19 protein-coding genes and 1 pseudogene are annotated in these 20,467 nt (G+C 69.5%); 12 read left to right on the forward strand and 8 right to left on the reverse strand.

Going from position 1 to position 20,467, the window contains the following annotated elements:
* Window positions 1-48: 48 nt before the first annotated feature.
* Entirely contained in the window at window positions 49-1,227 is a 1,179-nt protein-coding gene (locus ACIA6A_RS40820) for a hypothetical protein (protein WP_396103529.1), read from the reverse strand.
* Between the two features lie 177 nt (window positions 1,228-1,404).
* Entirely contained in the window at window positions 1,405-2,274 is an 870-nt protein-coding gene (locus ACIA6A_RS40825) for a hypothetical protein (RefSeq protein ID WP_396103530.1), read from the reverse strand.
* 153 nt (window positions 2,275-2,427) lie between these two features.
* On the opposite strand from ACIA6A_RS40825, the gene ACIA6A_RS40830 reads away from it, so the two are divergent.
* From ACIA6A_RS40830 to ACIA6A_RS40850, 5 genes are read left to right on the forward strand one after another with little or no spacing between them, the layout of a single operon-like run.
* Window positions 2,428-3,084 (forward strand): hypothetical protein, encoded by a 657-nt coding sequence (locus ACIA6A_RS40830; RefSeq protein WP_396103531.1) that lies wholly within the window; start codon window positions 2,428-2,430, stop codon window positions 3,082-3,084.
* Window positions 3,085-3,086: 2 nt separating this feature from the next.
* Complete coding sequence (locus ACIA6A_RS40835; protein WP_396103532.1) at window positions 3,087-3,452, forward strand: hypothetical protein; 366 nt, start codon at window positions 3,087-3,089, stop codon at window positions 3,450-3,452.
* Window positions 3,449-3,847, forward strand: coding sequence for a YbaB/EbfC family nucleoid-associated protein (locus tag ACIA6A_RS40840; protein WP_396103533.1), 399 nt, complete (start codon window positions 3,449-3,451; stop codon window positions 3,845-3,847). Before ACIA6A_RS40835 ends, ACIA6A_RS40840 begins: the two co-directional genes overlap by 4 nt.
* On the forward strand, window positions 3,840-4,154 hold the full coding sequence (locus ACIA6A_RS40845; protein WP_396103534.1) for a type VII secretion target: 315 nt from the start codon (window positions 3,840-3,842) through the stop codon (window positions 4,152-4,154). The genes ACIA6A_RS40840 and ACIA6A_RS40845 overlap by 8 nt, the downstream gene beginning before the upstream one ends.
* Entirely contained in the window at window positions 4,154-4,852 is a 699-nt protein-coding gene (locus tag ACIA6A_RS40850; RefSeq protein ID WP_396103535.1) for a WXG100 family type VII secretion target, read from the forward strand. Before ACIA6A_RS40845 ends, ACIA6A_RS40850 begins: the two co-directional genes overlap by 1 nt.
* Window positions 4,853-4,858: 6 nt before the next feature.
* Here ACIA6A_RS40850 and ACIA6A_RS40855 read toward each other — a convergent pair whose 3' ends face one another.
* Window positions 4,859-6,352, reverse strand: coding sequence for an arabinofuranosidase catalytic domain-containing protein (locus ACIA6A_RS40855; RefSeq protein ID WP_396103536.1), 1,494 nt, complete (start codon window positions 6,350-6,352; stop codon window positions 4,859-4,861).
* 262 nt (window positions 6,353-6,614) lie between these two features.
* Here ACIA6A_RS40855 and ACIA6A_RS40860 point away from each other — a divergent pair, with 262 nt between their 5' ends.
* The 3 genes from ACIA6A_RS40860 (at window position 6,615) to ACIA6A_RS40870 (ending at window position 9,826) form a co-directional block, all read left to right on the forward strand.
* Window positions 6,615-7,784 carry a PQQ-binding-like beta-propeller repeat protein gene (locus ACIA6A_RS40860; protein ID WP_396103537.1) on the forward strand — a complete coding sequence of 390 codons (1,170 nt, stop codon included), beginning with the start codon at window positions 6,615-6,617 and terminating at the stop codon, window positions 7,782-7,784.
* Window positions 7,785-7,865: 81 nt separating this feature from the next.
* Window positions 7,866-9,266, forward strand: coding sequence for an FAD-dependent oxidoreductase (locus ACIA6A_RS40865; protein WP_396103538.1), 1,401 nt, complete (start codon window positions 7,866-7,868; stop codon window positions 9,264-9,266).
* Window positions 9,263-9,826 carry a TetR family transcriptional regulator gene (locus ACIA6A_RS40870; protein WP_396103539.1) on the forward strand — a complete coding sequence of 188 codons (564 nt, stop codon included), beginning with the start codon at window positions 9,263-9,265 and terminating at the stop codon, window positions 9,824-9,826. Before ACIA6A_RS40865 ends, ACIA6A_RS40870 begins: the two co-directional genes overlap by 4 nt.
* On the opposite strand, the gene ACIA6A_RS40875 is transcribed toward ACIA6A_RS40870, so the two are convergent.
* Genes ACIA6A_RS40875 through ACIA6A_RS40895 form a run of 5 tightly spaced genes read right to left on the reverse strand, consistent with a single transcriptional unit; the run spans window position 9,765 to window position 14,596 of the window.
* The gene (locus tag ACIA6A_RS40875; RefSeq protein ID WP_396103540.1) at window positions 9,765-10,868 is read right to left on the reverse strand and encodes a VWA domain-containing protein; all 1,104 of its coding nucleotides are present in this window, start codon (window positions 10,866-10,868) and stop codon (window positions 9,765-9,767) included. The genes ACIA6A_RS40870 and ACIA6A_RS40875 overlap by 62 nt on opposite strands.
* Window positions 10,868-11,845 (reverse strand): VWA domain-containing protein, encoded by a 978-nt coding sequence (locus ACIA6A_RS40880; protein ID WP_396103541.1) that lies wholly within the window; start codon window positions 11,843-11,845, stop codon window positions 10,868-10,870. The genes ACIA6A_RS40875 and ACIA6A_RS40880 overlap by 1 nt, the downstream gene beginning before the upstream one ends.
* Window positions 11,842-12,729 carry a DUF58 domain-containing protein gene (locus ACIA6A_RS40885; RefSeq protein ID WP_396103542.1) on the reverse strand — a complete coding sequence of 296 codons (888 nt, stop codon included), beginning with the start codon at window positions 12,727-12,729 and terminating at the stop codon, window positions 11,842-11,844. The genes ACIA6A_RS40880 and ACIA6A_RS40885 overlap by 4 nt, the downstream gene beginning before the upstream one ends.
* Before the next feature lie 2 nt (window positions 12,730-12,731).
* Entirely contained in the window at window positions 12,732-13,694 is a 963-nt protein-coding gene (locus ACIA6A_RS40890) for an AAA family ATPase (protein WP_396103543.1), read from the reverse strand.
* A gap of 35 nt (window positions 13,695-13,729) precedes the next feature.
* Window positions 13,730-14,596, reverse strand: a complete 867-nt coding sequence (locus ACIA6A_RS40895; RefSeq protein WP_396103544.1) for a S1C family serine protease — start codon at window positions 14,594-14,596, stop codon at window positions 13,730-13,732.
* Between the two features lie 215 nt (window positions 14,597-14,811).
* On the opposite strand from ACIA6A_RS40895, the pseudogene rho reads away from it, so the two are divergent.
* The 4 genes and pseudogenes from rho to ACIA6A_RS40915 all read left to right on the forward strand — a co-directional run.
* Window positions 14,812-15,912, forward strand: a pseudogene (gene rho, locus ACIA6A_RS40900) (transcription termination factor Rho); the annotation flags it as partial.
* Between the two features lie 249 nt (window positions 15,913-16,161).
* Complete coding sequence (locus ACIA6A_RS40905) at window positions 16,162-17,604, forward strand: APC family permease (RefSeq protein WP_396103545.1); 1,443 nt, start codon at window positions 16,162-16,164, stop codon at window positions 17,602-17,604.
* 10 nt (window positions 17,605-17,614) lie between these two features.
* Window positions 17,615-18,424, forward strand: coding sequence for a hypothetical protein (locus ACIA6A_RS40910; protein WP_396103546.1), 810 nt, complete (start codon window positions 17,615-17,617; stop codon window positions 18,422-18,424).
* Window positions 18,421-19,644 (forward strand): pyridoxal-dependent decarboxylase, encoded by a 1,224-nt coding sequence (locus ACIA6A_RS40915; protein ID WP_396103547.1) that lies wholly within the window; start codon window positions 18,421-18,423, stop codon window positions 19,642-19,644. The genes ACIA6A_RS40910 and ACIA6A_RS40915 overlap by 4 nt, the downstream gene beginning before the upstream one ends.
* Window positions 19,645-20,467: the final 823 nt, after the last annotated feature.

Here is a 20,467-nt window from a genome sequence, read left to right on the forward strand (position 1 = left end):
GAATCGTTTTCTCCCCTGTGGATGGACGAGGCAAGCAGGCCGAGATGGTCAGCCGCCGGCGGTGAAGCGGGTGCGGCGGCGACGTGCGAGCAGCAGCGCGAGGCCACCGCCGGTGGCGAGTGCGGTGCCGGTGGCGGTGACGAGAGCGATCGGCGTGCCGGTCACCGGCAGCGATTCCCCGGCGGCCACCGGAACGGTCGCGCCGGTGGCCGGGGTGGTGATGGCCGGGGTCGTGGCCGCCGGGGTGGTGGGCACCGGTGCGCCGCCGGTCCCTTCAGCAGAGTTGATCAAGAAGCTGGCGGTGTTGTTCGCCGGCGTCCGGTCGGCGTCCAGCGCCACGGCGACGGTCACCTTCGCGTCGGTCAGCGGCTCGTCGATGCGCAGCTCGAACGGGAACTCCGCGGTGGCACCCAGGCTGAGTTCCTTCTCGCCGTTACAGGTGAATTCCTTCTTGTCCCGGTACGGCTCGTCGTCGGGCTCGGCCCCCCTCAGGTGGCAGAAGTCCGGAGCGGACAGCACCGAGACGCCGTCCGGAAGGTTCACCGTCACGAACCGGGTCGATCCGCTCGGCCGGCCGTCCTCGTGCCGCCTGCGGTAACCGGTCACCACCGTGCCGTCGTTGCGCGCGCCGATCGTGGGGCGCACCGTCGCACCCACCGCACCGGTCACCGGGCCGGTCGGCGCCACCGCGGCCAGATCCGGATCGGCGCCACCGATGCGCTTGAAGTCGATGAAGTAACCCGGCTTGCTGCCCGCGGCGTCGATCTTCTGCGCCGGTGCCCCGGCCGGGATCGGCGCGCCCGCGGGGCTCAGCGCCAACTCCGGACCGGACCCGGTGGTGGGATTGGTCAGGCCGCCGACCTGCCACTGGTAATAGTCGTTGTACGTGGAGTCGCGCGGATACCGGTCCTCGACCGTGAACGGCACATCGACCGTGTATTCGGTGTGCGGAGCCAACGTCACGGCGAAATAGCACTCGAGGCTCTCGCCGGCGATCGCGCAGTTCCGCGCGCCCGGTAGTGGTGCGAATCCGAAGCCGGCCGGGAACCCGATGGAGAGCCGGATGCCGTAGATCGGGTCGTCCCCGGTGTTCTCGACCGCCAGCGTGCTGGTGTTGCGGGAGACGTCACCCCGGCCCGCGAGCAGGCCACGCTCGTAGGCGATGGTCACCGGCTCGGGATCACCCGGCGCGGCCTGGGCCGGAGCGGGCACGACGAGGGCGGACAAGCCGACAGTCAAGGCCGCCGCGCCCGTCCGCCACCTCGTCGAGGTAAACGGATGTCCCCCATTGACTGTCATGGCGGCGAATCATAACCACTGAGCGCCGTATCGGTCGCCCCGTCAATTCACAAAGTTGACTCCATTATGGGGAGTCATGTCCGACAAGCGTGGGTCGGGCCGGGGTCACTTGGTCTTTGAGCTGGCGACCTTCGCGTCGATACCGGAGATCGAGGTGCCGACCGTGGTCTCGGTGCCGGTCAGGCCCACGGTGGCCCCGATCGGCAGGTTGGACAGGGAAACCTTGGCGCCGTTGACCTTGATGGTGGCCTTCGGGTCCACGTTCAGCTTCACCGCGGTGGCCGGTGACCCTGTGGTGACGGTCACTGTGCCGGCGGCGGCATCCACCGCGGACACCGTGCCGGAGAGGCTCAGATCCCAACGGGACACCGCGGTCAGGGACCTGGCGGCGTACGTTCCGTTGGTGACCGTGCCGGTGACCAGGAGATGCGCGCGGGTGGGCAGCGCGGAGAGCGCGACCGTACGGCCGTCGAGGCTGATCGCGGCCTTCGCGGCGACCGGGATGACATCGGTGGTGGTGGCGGTGCTGCTGCTCAATGAGATCCGCTTGACCGTGACGGTGGAGGCACTCGCGTTGACCGCGGCGACCGACCCGATCGTGGCGAACGGCCAGGTGCTGGTCGCGTCGACCCGGCTGGCCACCGAGACACCGTCGGTGACGTTGCCGGAAAGCTTCACCCGGGCGCCGACCGGCAGCTTCGCCAGCTTGGCGGTGTCACCGTCGACCGAGACGACAGCATTGGGCGCCACCGCGACGGTGGTGCTGCTGCCGCTGGCCCCGGCGACCGTGACGGTGCCCTTGGGGACGCTCACTCCGGAAACGGTGCCCTCGGCGCTGAACGCCCGGGTCGGCGCACTGGCCGCGGCCTTGACGGGGGCACTGGTGGCCGCCATGGCCGGCCCGGCGACAGCCACCCCGGTCAGGGCGATACCGGCGACGGCAGTGATGACAGCGGCACGGTGACGCAGGCGCATGGGTCTCCTCAGGGTCTTCTCGGCGAGCTGCCCTCAGCAATCGGTAGTTGCTCGCTTACTTAGAGTTCTTCAGGGGTGCGGTTCGGTTGCCGGCCCACGTACGCTGCACAGACGATGGCGACGGCACGATCAAGAGGCGGGCGTGCACGTGGTGTGCCCGCGAACGTTGATGCCGCGCATGCGGAGACGGGCCAGGTGGCGCAACTGGGCCGACCGGGCCGGAACTCCGACGGCGCGAACTCCGGTTCCTTCGCACCCGATCCCAGCAGCGCGGATCCCAGCAGCGCGGATCCGATGGCCGACATCATGAATCGCTACGAGCGGCTCGGGGAGTCACCGCCGACAGTCAGCATGTCAGCGAACGACGACGCCTACGGTGGCGAAAACCTCGGCCCGGGATTTCGCGCGCACACCCTTGATCGACATGGCTCCGACATCCCGCTGGAGCGGGACCCGGAGACCAAAACCGTCGAGGGCCGGATCTACGGGGACGCCGGATGGAACAAACGGGAGAACTGGTCCTACAAATGGGACGACCCGGTGACCATGAACCGTGAGATCAACAATTACTTGCGGCACAACTGGGAGAGCATCCGCAGCGATCTGGCAATTGGGGGTGCCCATGTTTCCAGCTTCGATGCGGGGCATCGGGTCGGTGAGGGTTACTACAACACCACCATGGGCCAGCCGGGAGAGCCCGCCGCGCATCGGGCAGCGACGAGCTTCGTCAAATTGGTGATCAAGATTGTGCCCGGGTCGGACCCACCGGAGCCTTACGTCATCACCGCGTATCCGTCGGGGACACTGTAAGTATGGACACGTCAAGCCTCCCTGAGCCGCTTCGCGTGCGGATGGCGGAGCTCAACGCGCGCTCGGCGATGAAGACCCTGCAGGACTTCGTCGGCCGGTATCTTCCGGATGCCGACAGCATCGACGAGGTGCACGCGGAGCTCAGATACGCCGCGGGGTTCAACGTCACTCTTCTCCGCCAGGATCTGAGCGCTATCGAGGCCGTCCTTGCGGATCGGCCGGCTCCGGGGGTCCTGGCCCGACTGATCGGCTGGGAAGGTAACTGGGTCCTTGATGACCCCTCCGACGAGGGCGCCGCGCGGTTTCTCGGTGAGCTTGCTCAGCTGGTCCGGTCCGTCGTCGACGAGGCTGAGTCGGGGGCGCGATGAGTGACGGGGGTGCGTTTCTCGATCCGGATGAGTCGATGGCCTATCTGCGGGGCTGGAAGACCCGGATTGATCGGGTCGCCGCCGACACACAGGCGATGAGTGACCGGCTCGGGCAGCTGCGGGTCACCGCGGAGGACGAGAACGGCTTCGCCGAGGTCACCATTGATTCTACCGGCGTGCTGGTCGATGTCCGGTTCAGTGAGCGGATTCAGCGGGTCGCTCCGGATGTGGTCTCGCGGGCCCTGTTGAATGCGATCGAGGTGGCTCGGTCCAAGGCCGCTGAGCGGACCCGGCAGATCATCTCGGACAGTATGGGCAGCGAGTCGGTCGCGGCCCGGGCTGTCGCCGATCGGATGGAGCGGCAATTGCGAGGGCCGGGGGTGAGTGATGGCTGAGGGATTTGCCGTCGATGCTGAGCAGATTCGTGCTCATGCAGCCAATGTGGATGCCGTGGCGGCGCAATTCGGGTCGGTGCGGGTGGCCAGTTCGGCCATTGCTCGAGACGATGCCGCGTACGGAGTTCTGTGCGGCTGGATCTCCGGGATCCTGGAGGGGCGGCACCGGCGGCAGGATGAGCTCATCTCCTATGTCGAAGAGAGCCTGCGGCTGGTGGGGGACGCCCTGGTGGCGACCGGCCAGGATTACGACAGGATCGACGAAAAGGCCGCGGAGCGCATCCGTACGGCCGGACGAGCGCACTGATGACCGACGGTTCGCTGGTCGCCGGTGTCACCTCGACGCGTACGGGAGTGACCGGCGCATCGCTCGCCGAGAGTTTTCAGGGCCTTCACCAGGCGGTGGACAGCGGCAGCTGGGTTGATCAGGCGCTTGCCGGTGGGGCTTTCGCGGTCGAGGCCGCGGCCACCGTCCTGGATCCGTTCAGCGCGTTGCTCTCGAACGGTCTCGGGTGGGCGATGGAGTATTTCGAGCCGCTGCGTGAGGTGCTCGATCAGCTCGCCGGCATTCCGGACCGGGTCGCTTCGCACGCGGCCACGTGGGAGAACATGGGTGGCAGGTTGCAGGCGATGGCGGCGGAACTGCAGTCCCGGCTCGCCGGTGACCTGCCCGACTGGCAGGGACCGGCGGCCGAGACGTACCAGGATCTGATGGCCAGCAACGTCGATGCGCTCGATGGGCTGGGGCTGCTGTCGTACACGATGTCGTCCGCCACCCAGGCCGCGGGGAATCTGGTCCGGTTCACCCGCGAGATCGTGCGTGATCTGATCGCCGATCTGGTGGCCCGGGTGATCGTGTGGGCCGCCGAGTCGCTGCTGGTGGTGACCATTCCGGTGGTTGCCGCCCAGATCGCGTCCGCGGTCGTGAAATGGGCGGCCCGGATTCTCAGCTACACGACGGCCCTGGTCAGCAGCCTGACCAACCTTTCGCGCCTGATGGGATAGCTCGGCTCACGGGGCGATGGCCCAGAGCTGGCAGGTGTTGTTGAGCCACATCCACAGGTCTGCCTTGGTGCCGTTCGCCGTGCCGCAGTTGACGTTGTCGAGGACCATGCCGCTGTTCTCGACCACGAGTTCGTAACGGCCGTTGCCGGCGGGGATCACCGCCCATTGCTGGCACAGGTTGCCGAGGGAGTCCCACAGGTTGACCGCTGTGCCGAGGGCCTGGCCGCAGTTGACCGCATCGAGCACCTTGCCCGCGTTGACGTTCGTGATGGTCCATTTGTTGGCCCCGACGTTGGTGAAACGCCACTGCTGGCACGTGTTGCCGAGGGCCTGCCACTGGTCGATCGCCGTGCCGTTGGCGGTGCCGCAGTTGACGGCGTCGAGGAGTTTGCCGCTCTGCAGGTTGGTGAGGCGGTAGTTGGCGCCGTTCACCGGGAACGTGACGCTCTTGCTGTAGCCGACCGACACGATGTTGGCCTGCACCGCGTTCTCCGTGGCGTCGCTCGGGTAGCCGCTGGTCATGACGCCTTCGAAGAAGGAACCGACGGATCCGTTGCTGTTGTCGCCACCGATACCGAGGATGATCGCGCCCTGCTTCGTCATCGGGTTGTAGCCCGACTGGGTGGGCAGCGCTCCGTTGTATCGCGTGGCGAGGCTGCCGGACTGCGCGTTCCCGTCCTTGATGGCGTACGTCGAAGTGCCGTTGTTCTTGAGCACCGCGGTCACGAAGGGCGTGCTACGGCCGGTGTTCGCGGTCCACGAGCCGTTGCCGCCGGCGAACAATCCGTTCTCGAGGTCCGCCGCGACGCGCGGGCCGCCCGCGCACGGTGCGAACCAGCACAACGTACCGAAATAGATCGCGTCCATGTCGCCGTTGCCGGTGTCGAGATTGTTGGTCTCGGCGTTGCCGTAGTCGAAACAGCAACGGTCGTTGACATGCGTGCCTTCGGTGACCATGTACATGCCCTCAGGCTGGCTGCCGGTGGCGATGCCGTTCGTCGCGTTGTTGCGGTAACCGTTCCCGGCGGAGATGTAGACGCCGTAGACCTTGTGGCCGCCCGCGGTGACGGGCAATGCCGCCGCGTTCGATCCCTGGTCGGCGGTGGGATTGGCGCCGCCGCCGGGAGCGATCGTCAAATCGTTGTGCCGTGTCGTCTGGTCGTAGATGCGGACGATCGTGCAGTACGTCCCGGAACAGAAATTGTCCTGGGTGGCGGCGTTCGCGTATCCGCCGGCACTGAGCACCCCGACGTTGGTGGTCGCGCCGTCCGACCAGCGCCGCACCTGATAGAGCGAACCGTTGTACGCGCCGAACAACGCGCGCGTGGTGCTGTGCGCGGCGACGCACGGCGTGCCACCGCTCGCGTAGATGTCGCAGGACAGGGTGCCGGCCGCCTGGGCGGGCCCGGGGGAGGCGAACAGCGCCGTGACGGTGAGTGCCGCCGCGGTGGTGATGGCGAGCACGGTGCGCCACGAGGGGCGTTCTGACCAGAAACCCATGGTGTGCCTTTCGCGTGCGTGCGAGGCAGCGCGGTGCGGAGCGAGGCGGAACGCTGCCAGGGGCGGAACTCCACTGTGAACGTTCACATAGACTTACTTGCATGTTTTGGGCTTGTCAAGCACTGGTTGCGTGCGGGAGTCGACCGGCATCGCGCTTACGTGCCCTGGGGGAATCCGAACAGGGTCAGGTGAACGGCTATTGACCATTCGTTGGTTCGGTGAATCGGGGCTGGGTCGGCCGGCTCCTTTCTAGTATTCCGTTATGCGTAGAAAATCTGGGTTCGTCAGTGCGGCCGCCACCATTGTGGCGGCCGTTCTTGTGGGTAGTGGCGCACCGGCCGTGGCGGCCGGGGTCTCGGTGTGGACGCAGGACGGGTACGGGCCCGGGAACACCGGGTACAACCCGTACGAGTCCGACCTCAATGCCTCGACCGTCGGGCAGCTCAGCTACCAATGGTCCCGGCAGTTGTACAGCGAGGACGGCGACTGTTACGACGGTCAGTTCACGCCGGTGGTCGCCGGTGGGCGGGCTTTCACCGCCGATCCGCAGGGGATCTACGCCGATGATGCCGGGAGCGGGGCGAACAGGTGGGTCTTCTCGTACGCCGATCCCGAGGTCGAGACCGCCACCAATCTCGCGGTCGTGGGCAACGTCCTGGTCGCCACGGTTGAGGAATGCGCGTACGGCACCGGCACCACGGTGTACGGCCTGAATGTCGCCAACGGTGCCGTGCTCTGGTCGAACCACCTCAACGTCAACTCCGACGGCCTGGTGGTCGACAAGGGTGTCGCCGCGGTTTCCGGCCGGGACACGTACGACGACGTGCTTCCCGACCGGGTCTCCGGGTTCCGGGTCAGCGACGGCGCGCTGCGGTGGAGCAAGGTCGGCTACCGCCTCGGCCACGGGGCCTCGGCCAACGGCCGGCTCATGCTGAACCGTTCCGACGCGAAGGGTGCGCTGGTCGTCGACATCGCGTCCGGCGCGCAGGTGTGGAAGACCGGCCGGAGCTGGTCGGTGTTGTCCGCGAGCCCGGCCGCCGACCGCTTCTATGTCGCCGACGCGACCGGTGCGCTGGTCGCGGTGCAGCCTGCGAACGGTGCCGTGGTGTGGACGGTCCCCAAGGCCGCCGGGCCGTTGAGCACCGACGGCCGGCGCCTCTATGTGTCGCGGGGCAAGACCGTGATCGGGTACGCCCTCAGCGGCAAGAAGCTGTGGACCCGGGTGTACGCGGCGAACACGAACCGGCCGATCCGGGCGGGCGGGATCCTGTACTCCGCGGTCGCCGGGCGGCCGATGGCGATCCTGAACCCGGCGAACGGCCTGACGGTGCTGTCCGGGGCGAAGTTCCAGTACTCGGTCGGTCACCCGGTCGTCGCCGGCGGCATGTTGTTCGTGTACGACGGCGCGTCGATGCTCGCGTACGGGCTGTAGAGCGCATAAGTCACCGGGCGTTGACAAAAGTTCGGAGCCCCGCCTACGGTCAAGTCACCCATTGGTGACTTGGGAGGGCTCATGACACAGCACGACGTTGACGTCCTGGTTGTCGGCGGCGGTCCGACCGGTATGACCGCCGCCGGTGACCTGGCCCGGGCCGGGCACCGGGTGACGGTCCTGGAGCGGTGGCCCCGGATCAATCCGTCCAGCCGGGCCTTCGCGACCATGGCCCGTACCCTCGAAGTGCTCGACGCCCGTGGCCTGGCGGACGACCTGCTGGCGAAAGCCGGCCGGACGCAAGCGGTGAACCTGTCCGGCGGGGCCACCCTGGATCTCTCGCATCTGCCGTCGCGGTACCGGTTCGCGATGATCACGCCGCAGACCGACGTCGACCAGGCCCTCGCCGGCTACGCGGTGGCCCAGGGCGCCGAGGTGCTGCGCGGAATCGAGGTGACCGGCCTCAGCCAGGACGAAACGGGCGTGACCGTGGCCGCTGCCGGTGGCAAGGGCGTATGGCGGGCGCGATACGTGATCGGGGCGGACGGCGCGCACAGCACGGTCCGTGGCCTGCTCGCTGAGGACTTCCCCGGCAAAGTCGTACTCTCCTCAGTCGTGCTGGCCGACGTGACGCTGCGGGACGGCCCGCGCGACGGCGGCCTGACGGTCGGTTCGACCCCCGACAGCTTCGGTTTCCTGGCGCCGTATCGCGAGCCCGGCAAGTACCGCAGCATGACCTGGGACCGGAACCATCAGGTCCCGGACACCGAGCCGATCGGTGACGGCGAGGTCGCCACGGTGCTGACCCGGGCGCTGGGTTTCGATCCCGGCATCACCGCGATCGGCTGGCAGTCCCGCTTCCACTGCGAGGAGCGGCAGGTCCGCCGGTATCGCAACGGCCGGGTGTTCCTCGCCGGCGACGCCGCGCACGTCCATTCGCCGATGGGCGGTCAGGGCATGAACACCGGGATCCAGGACGCCGCCAACCTGGCCTGGAAGATCGGCGCGGTGCTCGGCGGTGCCGACGACGCCGTTCTCGACTCCTACCAGGACGAACGGCACCCGATCGGCAAGCGGGTGCTGCGGCAGTCCGGCCTGATGCTGCGCGGTGTGGTGCTGCACCCGCGCCCGGCCCGATGGCTGCGTGACCGGATCGCGCCGAGACTGCTGGCCGTGCCCCGGATCCGGGACCTGGTCGCCGGCAGTTTCGCCGGCACCGGGCTGCGTTACGGCACCGGCCGGGGCCTGGTCGGCACCCGGGCCGCCGGGGTGCCGCTCGCCGACGGCGCCCGGCACACGCTCGACTGGCTGCTGATCCGGCCCCGCGGACAAGCCGCACAGTCCGGCATCGCCCAGGCCGAGCGGCTCGACGACGGTCCCGCTCTGCTGGTCCGGCCGGACGGTTACGTCGCCTGGGCGGGCGACCTGACCGCGGACGGTCCGCGAGGCTGGCGGGCGGCCCTGGCACGCTGGACCCCATGACTCCCCGCCGGCGCAACGCCGCCCTGACCCGTGAGCAGATCCTCGACGCGGCCCGGCGGCGGTTCGGCGCCGACGGCTACGAGCGGACCACGTTGCGCCTGGTCGCCGCCGACGTCGGGGTGGACCCGGCGATGGTGGTGCGGTATTTCGGGACGAAGGAGTCGCTGTTCGCCGCCGCCGCCGATTTCGACCTGGGCCTGCCCGACCTGTCCGGCGCCGATCCGGCGGCCATCGCCGGGGTGCTGCTCCCGCGGTTCTTCGCGGTCTGGGAGGACGAGGGCACATTCCTGCCGCTGCTGCGGGCCAGCGCCGGCAGCCCGGCCGCGGCGGACGCGATCCGGGAGGTCTTCGCCACCCAGGTCGCGCCGGCGCTGGGCGGCCTCGCCCCGGACCACGCGCTGCAGCGGGCCGGCCTGGTCGGGGCGCTGGTGATCGGCATGGCCACGAACCGTTACGTGGTGCGGATCCCGGCCCTGGCCGAGATGGACCGCGCCGAGGTCATCCGCTGGCTGACGCCCGTGGTGTGGCAGATCCTGACGATGCCGGCACCGGCACCTTAGGGCCACGGTTCCACCAGAGTGAGAGGCCCACGCCGGTGAAGACGAGCAGCACCCCGGCCAGCACGAACCAGACCGTGATCTCCACGTCCTCCTTGTGCAGCCCGAATTCCTTGGGCAGGTCGGCGAGCACGTCACCGAGTTGGTCGGCGTCCTCGGCCCGGAAGTACCGGCCGCCGGTGAGGTCGGCGACCGAGCCCAGCGCCTCCTCGTCGATCTCCTGGTTGCGGCCGCCGCCGAAGCCGCCGCCCCCGCGCCGCCCGCCGCCGAAGAAGTTGTCGCCGCTGACCTGGTCGGGCGTGCAGACCATCTGGGCCGGTTCGGTGGTGCCGAAGCCGATCGTGAAGACCCGGATCCGGCGCGCGGCGGCCTGCTCGGCGGCGGTGACCGGGTCGACGCCGGTGCTGTTCGCGCCGTCGGTGAGCACCACGATGGTGTCCGGCTCGTAATCCCCGAGGGCACCCGGGGAATCCCCGAGGTCGACACCGGTCGCCGCGACGTCCGGGTTGTTCTCGGCGATCGCGTCGATCGAGGTCAGGATCGCCTGGCCGATCGCGGTGCCCCGGGCGGTCTTGAGTGTGTCCATGGCGCCGAGCAGGGCGTCCTTGTCGGTGGTGGGTGCGACCAGCAGGCCGGAGATGCCCGAGAACGCGACCAGCCCGATCCGGGTGCCGTCCTTCTGGTCCTCGATGAACGTGCGGGCCGCGTCGCTGGCGACGGCGAGCCGGTTGGGCGCGATGTCGGTGGTGCACATCGATCCGGAGACGTCGATGGCCAGCAGGATCGAGGTGTTGTTGGCCGGCACCGAGAGCGAGGCCCCGGGCCGGGCGACGCCCGCGGCCAGCGCGAACAGGCCGGCGAGGAAAAGGTAGACCGGGATCTTGCGGCGCCATGCGGTGCGGCCGGGCAGTGCCGCCCGGATCAGCGCCACGCTCGACACGGTGAGCGCGGATCTCTTCCGGCGCTTGTTCAGCCACCACCGGACCGCGAGCAGCAGCGGCACGGCCAGCAGCGCGAGCAGGGCCCACGGCCAGCTGAACGACATCAGACGATCCTTCCGTGCCAGCGCGTGCCCAGCAGGCCACCGGCGAACAACAGCAGCAGGGCGGCGCCGGCGAACGGCGCGGTCAGCTCGAGCGGTTCCTTCTTGGTGGTCAGGCGCAGGTCGATCGCCGAGGTGGTGTCCCGCAGCGCGTCCGCGTCGCCGGCCGGCTGGTAGGCCCCGCCGGTGACCTGCGAGACCGCGGTCAGCAACGACTCGTCCAGTGCGGTGTTCAGCTGGTAGCCGTCCACCTCGACGATCGCGCCCTTCGCGGTGCCCACGCCGACGGTCTGGATCCGGACCCCGGCCGCGGCGGCGAGCTCGGCGGCCGCCTCGACGTCGGGTCCGCCGGTCTCCTGCCCGTCGGAGAAGACGACCACCGTCGCGGAGGGCCAGTAACCGAGGTCGGCCGGCGGCGAACCGTCCTGCGTCACCGCGACCGGCTTGCCGGTGACGGTGCCGAGCGCGACGAGGATCGCCTGCCCGAGCGAGGTGCCGCCGCCCGGTTTGAGCCGGTCGATCGCGGTGACCGCGGCCTCGTGGTCGTCGGTCGGCGCCTGGGTGAGCAACGCCTGGTCGCCGAAGAGCATGACGCCGACGTCGACGGTGTCCGGCTGGTCGCGCACGAACGCGGTCGCGGCGGCCTGCGCGGCGCCGAGCCGGCTCGGCTGCACGTCCGTCGCGGACATGCTGTTGGAGACGTCGAACGCGAGCACCACCGTGCCGGAGACCTTCGGCACGGAGACCTCGGCCTGCGGCCGGGCCAGACCCACGAGCAGGATCGGCAGGGCGGCGAGCAGCAACGCGTACGGCAGGTGCCGGCGCACCGCGGCCCGCCGGGAACCGCCGCCGGCGAGCGCCCCGAAGCCGGCCGCCCGCAGTGCCGCGGCCCGCCGTCGTTGCAGCGTGACGTAGCCGAGGACGGCGGCGGCGGTGAGCACCACGGCCACCGCGATGAGCACGGGATAGAGGAAGCTCACCGGCGCACCCGCCCGGACCGGCCGACCATGCCCACGAGCGCGTCGAGCAGATCCTGGTCGGTGGTGATCCGGTGGGCCTCCACCCCGGCCCGGCGCATGCCGTCGGCGAGCTCGGCCTCCCGGGCTCCCACCTGGTCGGCGAGCCGCCCGCGCAGCAGCGGGTCGCTGGTGTCGACCAGCAGTTGTTCACCGGTCTCGGCGTCCTCGACCAGGATGAGGCCGAGGTCGGGCAGCTCCAGCTCGGCCGGGTCGACCACGCGGATCACCACCACCTCGTGCCGGTGCGTGAGCATCGCCAGCGGCCGGTCCCAGCCGGGGTCGCCGATGAAGTCGCTCATGACGAAAATCAGACTTCTGCGGCGTACGGTCAAAGAGGCCGCCAATCGCAGCATCGCGGCCAGATCCGTGGTCTTCCCGGGTTTCTGCGGCACGGGCGGGCGCAGCAGCTCGTGGGTGATCCGCAGGACCTGATCGCGGCCGTTGCGCGGCGGCACGACCTTGTGCCCGCCGTTGTCGTACAGGATCGCGCCGACCCGGTTGCCGCCCTGCGAGACCAGCCGGCCGAGGCTCACCGCCAGCTCGGTCGCCACCGACTCCTTGCCCGCGGCCTGCCCGAACGTCATGGACGCCGAACGGTCGACCACCAGCCAGGCGGTCACCTCGCGATCCTCGGTGTACTGCCGGACGAACGGCTCGTCGAGGCGCGCGGTGACGTTCCAGTCGATGTGCCGGACGTCGTCCTCGGGGACGTAGGCCCGCAGGTCGGTGAAGTCGATGCCGGTGCCGTGCCACACCGTGCGGTAGGCGCCCTGCAGACGCCCGTCGAGGCGCTTGCCGAGCCGCCACTCCAGACGTCGCAGCAGCCGGTCGGAGGCGGTGGCCATGCTCAGCGGCCCCCGCCGGCGGGTTCCGGGACGCTCAGGTTCGCCAGGATCTTGGCCAGGATCATGTCGGCGGTGACGTCGTCGGAGAGCGCCTCGTAGGACAGCACCAGGCGGTGCCGCAACACATCGAGGGCAAGATCGGCGAGATCCTCGGGTACGACGTATTCGCGGCCCCGGATGAACGCCAGCGCCCGCCCCGCGAGCACCAGGCTGATCGAAGAACGGGGGCTCGCGCCGTACGTGACATAGCGCGCGAGATCCGTCAGGCCGACCCGGGCGGGGTCCCTGCTGGCGTTCGCGAGCTGGACCGCGTACTCGATGAGCGAGGGATCGACGTAGACCTGGTCAGCCTGCTGCTGGAGCCTGACGAGCGTCTCCGGGTCGATGATCCGCTGGATCACCGCGGCCGGGCTGAGTGCCCGCTCGACGATGACGAACTCCTCGGTGACGGTCGGGTACCCGATGACCACCTTCATCATGAAACGGTCGACCTGTGCCTCGGGCAGCGGATAGGTGCCCTCGGACTCGATCGGGTTCTGGGTCGCCATGACCAGGAACGGGTTCGGCACCTTGTGCGTCTCCCGGCCGATGGTGACCTGGCGCTCCTGCATGACCTCCAGCAGCGCGCTCTGCACCTTGGCCGGCGCCCGGTTGATCTCGTCGGCGAGCAGCAGGTTGGTGAAGACCGGGCCCAGCGACACCTGGAACTCGCCGGTCGGCTGGTGGAAGATCCGGGTGCCGAGGATGTCCGCGGGCACCAGATCGGGGGTGAACTGCACCCGGTGGAAGTCCCCGCCGATCGCCTCGGCCAGCGACTTCACCGCGAGCGTCTTGGCCAGTCCCGGCACGCCCTCGACCAGGATGTGCCCGCGCGCGAGCAACGCGACGACCAGCCGCTCGAGCAGCACGTCCTGGCCCACGATGGTCTTCTTGACCTCGTAGAGCACCTTCTCGATCTGATCCATGCGCTGTCCTTGTCTCGGTCTCGGGTGGTCCGCGGTCACAGCGGGGGCGCCTGGCCGTCGCCCTCACCGGCGCCCAGCGCGGTCCCGATGGGCACCGCGAAGCCGATGCCGATGAACGTGCCGGCAGTGGTCGGGTTGGCGAGCGACACGACGATGCCGATGACCTCGCCGCGGTCGTTGATCAGCGGTCCGCCCGAACTGCCCGGGTTGACCGCCGCGTCGAACTGGATGAGCCCGGTCTGCCGGCGGGACAGCACCCGGTCGAGGCCGGAGACGACACCGTTCGTGGTGCTCATGGTCAGCCCGAGCGGGTTGCCGATCGCCACCACCGGGTCACCGACCGCGGGCCCGCCGCCGAGCACCGCGGGCACCAGCGTCTCGGGGAGCTGAGCGGGGGTCAGCGTCGCGATGTCGTTGGCCTTGTCCGCGCCGGCGATCTCGGCTGTCGACGTGGTGCCGTCGGTGTAGCTGATCGTGATGGTGGTGGCCCCGTCGACCACGTGGGCGGCGGTCAGGATCGTGCCGTCCGCGTTCGCGATGACACCGGTGCCGATCGCCGACTCGGTCATGCTCTGCGCGTTCTGACCAGTGGTGGCCCCGCGCCGGCTCGTCTCGATCCGCACCACCGAGGGCAGCAGCGTCTGATAGACGTCGGCCGTGCTCAACGGCCCCTCGGAGGCCGACGGTGACGCGGCCGGCACCGCCGCTGCGGTCGCATCCGGGTCGTCGCCGTCCCGGGTGAGCACCACGGCGGTGATCGCCACCGCCCACACCGCGACCACGCCGATCAGCAGCCGCCGCCGCAGCGCGGGAGTGTTCCACTGCCGCTTCGGCTCGGCCGGCTCGGGCTCGGCGACGGGGGCCTCCGCCGAGGCCAGCACCGTCATCACGGGACGTTCCATGCATCGACTGTAGGAGCGCTACCTCAAAAATGACCGAAAGAAGCCCGACCGCTTCACATTCCCGGCTCCTCGCCGATTCCGGGAAGTGGTGCTACCGTGGTGGCAGCCCTGGCTGTGGGCGGCAGATGCCGCGCCCGGGGAATCTCTCTTCTTCACCCTTGCTCGCTCACCCTTTTCTTGCGTCGAGCTGAGCTCTTTTCCTTCCTGGAGTCTCTATGACTGAAATCTCCGCATTCCTCGACATCGTCGATGACCGTGCCTGGCTGCGTGCCGACGGTTATCTGCCCGGGCCGGACGACATCCCGGTCTCCCTCAACCAGGTGCGGCAGCTCGGGCTGCGCCGCGGTGACCTCGTCGCCGGCACCGCCGAGCTCACCGGCGGCCGCCGGTACGCGGCGCTCAAGGTCGACACGGTCAACGACCGCGCACCCGGCCGCCGGCCGGACTTCTACCAGCTCACCGCGCTGTATCCACAGGAGCGGCTGCGCCTGGAGACCACGCCGGAGCGGCTCACCACCCGGGTGATCGACCTGGTCATGCCGATCGGCAAGGGCCAGCGGGCGCTCATCGTCGCCCCGCCCAAGGCCGGCAAGACCTCCATCCTGCAGGAGATGGCCAACGCCGTCGCGCACAACAACCCCGAAGCGCACATCATGATGCTGCTCGTCGACGAGCGGCCCGAGGAAGTCACCGACATGCGCCGCTCGGTGCGGGGCGAGGTCATCGCGGCCACGTTCGACCGGGCGCCGCAGGATCACACCGCACTGGCCGAGCTGGCCATCGAGCGGGCCAAGCGGCTCGTCGAGCTCGGCGAGGACGTCGTGGTGCTGCTCGACTCGATCACGCGGCTCGGGCGGGCGTACAACCTGACCGCCACCGGCCGGGGCCGGACCCTGTCCGGCGGCCTGGACACCTCGGCGCTCTATCCGCCGAAGCGGTTCCTCGGCGCCGCCCGCAACATCGAGAACGGCGGCTCGCTCACCATCATCGCCTCGGCGCTGGTCGAGACCGGCTCCGCGCTCGACACCGTGATCTTCGAGGAGTTCAAGAGCACCGGCAACGCCGAGCTGAAGCTCGATCGTGGACTCGCCGAGTCCCGGCTCTTCCCGGCGATCGACCTGTCCGCGTCGGGCACCCGGCACGACGAGACGCTGATGCCGCCCGGCGAGCTCGCCGCCGCGTCGCAGATCCGGCGCGCGCTCATCGGGCAGGACCGCCGCGAGGGCCTGCAGCAACTGCTCGCCCAACTGCGCACCACCAGCTCCAACAGAGAATTCCTGCGCCGGGTGGCCCGGTCGCTGGCCATCGCCGGCTAGCCGTTTCGCAGGTATTTGTGGGGAAAAATACGAACGGCTCGTATAACAGGTGATCCCGGTGGGTGATTATCCCCACTGCGTGCCCCGTGAGGTGTTTTCGTCGTAAGGTGATCGGCCGAGCCCCGAAGATCATCCCCTTACCCCCCTCCCGGAGGCCCCCGTGTTCCGCCGGACCATCACGTCCGACCCTATCGTCCAATTAGGACACCTGTTCGCCGTTTCGGTCGCCCGCGGGGGCGGTGGCCGACGATGACGATCCAACAGAGCACACTGGACCGGAAGACCATGACCGCTCCGGCGATGTGGGTCTTCGCCGTAGCCGCTTCCGCGCTGCCCGTGGTCCTGCTGGGCAGCATCCCGGCCACCTACGCGACGACGGGCGTGCTCGCCGTACCCCTCGTCTTCCTTCTTGTCGGTGCCGTCGTGGGCTTCCTGTCCGTCGGCTACACCGAGATGTCGCGGCAGGCGCCGCACCCGGCGGTCTATTACGCCGCGGTCGCGAAAGGCCTGGGCAAACCCGCCGGGGTCGCCGCCGGCATCGTCGCACTCCTTGCCTACAACGGCATCCAGACCTCGCTGTACGGACTCCTGGGCACCCAGCTCGCCGACACGTTCGGTGGCAAATGGTGGGTCGGCGCACTGATCACCGCCGCCGTCATCGCGCTGTTCGGCAGCGCCGGCATCGCCCGCTCCACCCTCGTCCTGTCGCTCGTGCTGTTCACGTCGGTGCTCGTCGTCGGCATGTTCATCATCGCCGCCGTGCAGAACCCGGCCGCCGGCTGGAACACCGAGGGCTTCAGTCCCGCCGGGCTCTCCGGAGGTGTCGGTGGAGCCGCCGCGTACGTGCTCGCCTCCCTGATGGGCTTCGAAGCCGGCGCCAGCTTCTCCGAGGAAGCCCGCACCCCCGGTGCCTCCAGCCGCTCCGTCACCGCCGCCCTGGCCGTGCTCGTGGGCGTGTATGCGGTGACCGCCTGGGCGGTCGGCGTCGCCGTCGGCCCGGAGCAGGTCACCGCCGGACTGCCCGACCCGATGGAAGCGTTCGACAAGCAGTTCGGCCCGCTCATGCCGCCGTTCGTCACCATGGTGCTGATCGCGGCCATCATCACCTCGATGCTGGCCCTGCACTCGATCGCCGCCCGCTACGGCTTCGCCATGGCCCGCGAAGGCGTCCTGCCGGCCTGGGTACGCAGCACCGGGCGTGGATCCCGCAGCGGCGCACCGGTCGGCGGCTCCCTGCTGCAGAGCGGCATCGCGGTCCTCGTGATCGTGGCCTTCGCGGTCCTCGACCTCGACCCGCTCGGCTCGCTGTTCGCCTGGTTCTCCACCCTCGGCGCGCTGGGCCTGCTCACCCTGCTCGTGCTCACCTCGATCGCCGCGATGCGCTACCTGCGCGGGCCCGGTGTCGCGGCGACGAGCATGTGGACCCGGATCGTGGCCCCCGGCCTCGGCGTCCTCGGCGGCGCCGTGGTCCTGGTGCTCATGGTGGTCAACGTGGACGCCCTGCTGGGCAGCGCACCCGGCTCGTCCGCACCCCTGATCATCCCGGCCGTGGTGGTCGCGTTCGCGCTCGGCGGCCTGCTCTGGGCCGGCTACCTGCGCCGATCCCGCCCGGACAGCTGGGCCCAGATCGGCGAGGGCGCCGGCAGCCGGCATGCCGTCCCGGCGGCCCGCCTCGCGGACATCGAGCTCTGAGGACGACACCGTGACCCAGATACCCCGTTCCGGCCGGCACCACCTCCCCGGCGACAACATGTCCACCGCCTGGCAGCAGGGCCCGCCACCGACCGCCTCCTGGCAGCAGGCGCCGGTCGAGCCCCGGCCGTCTTTCTCGGAGCCCGACCCCACGGCGCTGTCCGCGTCGGTCCGCGGCCGGACCCTCGACCGCACCATCCAGGTCAACGCGTCGCACGCCCGCAACGCCGCCGACCGGATCGGCACCCGCGACGCGCTCGGCGAACACGCCCTGATCCTCTACTCCGTGGACGAGACGGCCCGCCCGTACCGGCTCAGCACCGCCACCCGCCTCGACTACGAGGAACACCGCGGTGAGCACCTCCCGGCCCTGCTGCACGAACTCACCAACCACGCCTGGACCCAGATCCAGGCCGCCCAGCGCTCCGGCCGGCGCTGGGACCCGCGCACGCCCATGGAAGGCCTGGTGCTGCGCAGCGACGAGATCACGCCGGAAACCGAGTACATCGGCCTCGGCATCTCCACCCTCGACACCCCGACCGCCTCGTGGCACGACACGAAACGGTCGGTGACCAGCGCGGACGGGCTCAACCTCCCCGGCCAGGGCTACGTCTACCTCAAGGACGGCACCGCCATGTACTTCCTGCGGGCCGCCCAGACGAGCGGCAACTCCGGACAGCACACGATCATCACCAACCGCCCGGTGCACAGCATCTACCGGCCGCGGCTCGACAACGAGCTCCTCTACAACGCCTCACTCCAGGACACCGCGGTCTGGCAGGGCCTCGAGAAGCTGCATCATGTGCTGATGAGCGCATGACAGCGGCGCCGCAGGACCCCGCCGACCAAGACATCACCTGGCTGGACAAGGCCGCCTCACTGATCAGCGGCCGACCCGTCAACGTCGACGAGGTCCTCGGCGCCACCCTCGCCCAGCGCGACGGCGAGGCGGACCGGCACATGTTCTTCCCGACCGGCCCGGTCGGGGACTTCCACGCCCTGCGCCCGTTCCAGGACACCCTCTGGAACAACATCGGCAGCGCCGCCTCCAACCCACCAGGCGGCAACCACACCAAAAGCCTCGAACGAGCGCTGCTCGCCTGGACGGCCCGCCTGTTCGGCCTGCCGTCCGACGACTGGTGGGGCAACGCGACCACGGGAGGAACCGCCGGCAACCGGGCGGGCCTGCTCACCGCGAGAGACCGATTCCCCCGTACGCCGCACGGCATGACAACCGCGGTGGCGTACTACTCGGAGACGGCGCACTACAGCATCCCCAAGATGCTTCACGAGCTGAACATCCCCGGGGTCCGCATCCGCGCCGACGCCTATGGCGAGATGGACTACGACCAACTGGCCCAGCGGATCCGCCCCGACGCCCCGGCCATCGTCACGGTGACCGCGGGAACCACCATGACCGAGGCGGTCGACGACCCCAACAAGGTCAACGCGGTCCTGGCCGGAGCCGGCATCACCGAGAAGTACGTCCACTGCGACGGGGCACTCAGCGCGATCCCGCTGGCGTTGGACGAGGCTCTGACGACGGACGGCATCGACTCCATCTCGCTCAGCGGATACAAATTCCTGGGTACGCCAAGAGTCGGCGGCCTCATCGTCGGCAGAAACGCGGCCGCCCGCAGGAGCGAACACATCTCCTACATCGCCTCGATCGACGACACCCCGGCAGGCAGCATCGACGGCCTCCCGGCAGCCATGATGTGGTACGCCGTGGCAACCCAGGGGGAAGCTGGTCTGCGCGCGCAGGCCCACGCTTCCCGCAGGCTGGCGGCCTACACGGTGAACCGCCTCAACATGATCGGCTGGCCGGCCTGGCGCCACCCTTGGGCCTTCACCGTCGTCTTCCCCACGCCCCCACCCACGATCCAGCAACACTGGCCCCTGGCCACGGACGCCGAAGGCCAGAGCCACCTGGTCTGCATGCCCCGAACAACCCGAGACCAGGTAGACGCGTTCGTCACGGCCATGGACATCGCGACCAGGTACCCGGCGAACCCCTGGCAGGACCGAGCCTCAGCCTGACCCGCTCCTCCTCCCGCCGCCTCGCTCGCGCTCTGTCCCCACCTGCCGGCTCCCGCCTGCCCTTCTCCCCACCCGCTCTGTCCCACCCGTCTACGTCCCCACCTGCCGCCTCCCCGGCACCCCGCCTGCCTCTTTCCTGCCTGCCTCTCTCCCCACCGGTTGCTCTCCCCACCGGTTGCTCTCCCTGCGGGTCTATCTCCCTGCGGGTCTATCTATCTCACCGGTGGGCCCGTCGGCGGGCTTCCGGCCTGCCCTCTGTTGGGCTCCCTGCCTTCTCTCCCCGCCTGCCCCCGCGTCATCTCCGTGCCTGCGTCCCTGACCCCTTGCCTCCGTGTCCTCCCTGCGCGGCTGCTGTCTCGCTCGGTTTCTTTGTCACCTTCCTTCGCCCCTGTGCCCGACTCCCTTCTCCGCCCTCTCGGGTCCTGCATCCTCTTTTCACCTCCGCAGCCAGGCCGCCTGGCTCTGAACCGGTTGCTTCAACACGTGCCCGACCGCCTTCCGTCACCAGCGGTCGCCATTCCGTTACTGATAGCGGTTCTTGTGGGCCCATCTCTCTCCTCGCGGCCGTCACCACCGGCCCTCTGGAGGACGCGGATCTGCCTTCCCTTGCAGTCAATTGCCTGGTCATCCGGCCTTTCGTCGGAGATTGATCCAGACGTGCTGTTGAGTGTGGCTGCGGTCACGGGGGGCCGATTTGGAGCTGTGGGGCGGGCCGGGTAATGTTTTGGGAGCCGGCAGGGAAACGGACGCGGAAGCGGACGGCCTGCCAAACCCCAAGATTTAAAGCATCGGGTTCGACCGCGTGCGGTTTCCGGATCCGGTA

The sequence above is a fragment of the Actinoplanes sp. NPDC051494 genome (assembly GCF_044454705.1).
Lineage (GTDB): Bacteria > Actinomycetota > Actinomycetes > Mycobacteriales > Micromonosporaceae > Actinoplanes.

Excerpts from the sequence above, each read along its gene's own strand:
- ACIA6A_RS40835 (WP_396103532.1), top strand. The coding sequence starts at position 3,087 with ATGGACACGTCAAGCCTCCCTGAGCCGCTTCGCGTGCGGATGGCGGAG.
- ACIA6A_RS40825 (WP_396103530.1), bottom strand. The coding sequence starts at position 2,274 with ATGCGCCTGCGTCACCGTGCCGCTGTCATCACTGCCGTCGCCGGTATC.
- ACIA6A_RS40895 (WP_396103544.1), bottom strand. The coding sequence starts at position 14,596 with ATGGAACGTCCCGTGATGACGGTGCTGGCCTCGGCGGAGGCCCCCGTC.
- ACIA6A_RS40890 (WP_396103543.1), bottom strand. The coding sequence starts at position 13,694 with ATGGATCAGATCGAGAAGGTGCTCTACGAGGTCAAGAAGACCATCGTG.
- ACIA6A_RS40845 (WP_396103534.1), top strand. The coding sequence starts at position 3,840 with ATGGCTGAGGGATTTGCCGTCGATGCTGAGCAGATTCGTGCTCATGCA.
- ACIA6A_RS40905 (WP_396103545.1), top strand. The coding sequence starts at position 16,162 with ATGACGATCCAACAGAGCACACTGGACCGGAAGACCATGACCGCTCCG.
- ACIA6A_RS40875 (WP_396103540.1), bottom strand. The coding sequence starts at position 10,868 with ATGTCGTTCAGCTGGCCGTGGGCCCTGCTCGCGCTGCTGGCCGTGCCG.
- ACIA6A_RS40870 (WP_396103539.1), top strand. The coding sequence starts at position 9,263 with ATGACTCCCCGCCGGCGCAACGCCGCCCTGACCCGTGAGCAGATCCTC.
- ACIA6A_RS40915 (WP_396103547.1), top strand. The coding sequence starts at position 18,421 with ATGACAGCGGCGCCGCAGGACCCCGCCGACCAAGACATCACCTGGCTG.
- ACIA6A_RS40840 (WP_396103533.1), top strand. The coding sequence starts at position 3,449 with ATGAGTGACGGGGGTGCGTTTCTCGATCCGGATGAGTCGATGGCCTAT.
- ACIA6A_RS40850 (WP_396103535.1), top strand. The coding sequence starts at position 4,154 with ATGACCGACGGTTCGCTGGTCGCCGGTGTCACCTCGACGCGTACGGGA.
- ACIA6A_RS40855 (WP_396103536.1), bottom strand. The coding sequence starts at position 6,352 with ATGGGTTTCTGGTCAGAACGCCCCTCGTGGCGCACCGTGCTCGCCATC.
- ACIA6A_RS40885 (WP_396103542.1), bottom strand. The coding sequence starts at position 12,729 with ATGGCCACCGCCTCCGACCGGCTGCTGCGACGTCTGGAGTGGCGGCTC.
- ACIA6A_RS40860 (WP_396103537.1), top strand. The coding sequence starts at position 6,615 with ATGCGTAGAAAATCTGGGTTCGTCAGTGCGGCCGCCACCATTGTGGCG.
- ACIA6A_RS40865 (WP_396103538.1), top strand. The coding sequence starts at position 7,866 with ATGACACAGCACGACGTTGACGTCCTGGTTGTCGGCGGCGGTCCGACC.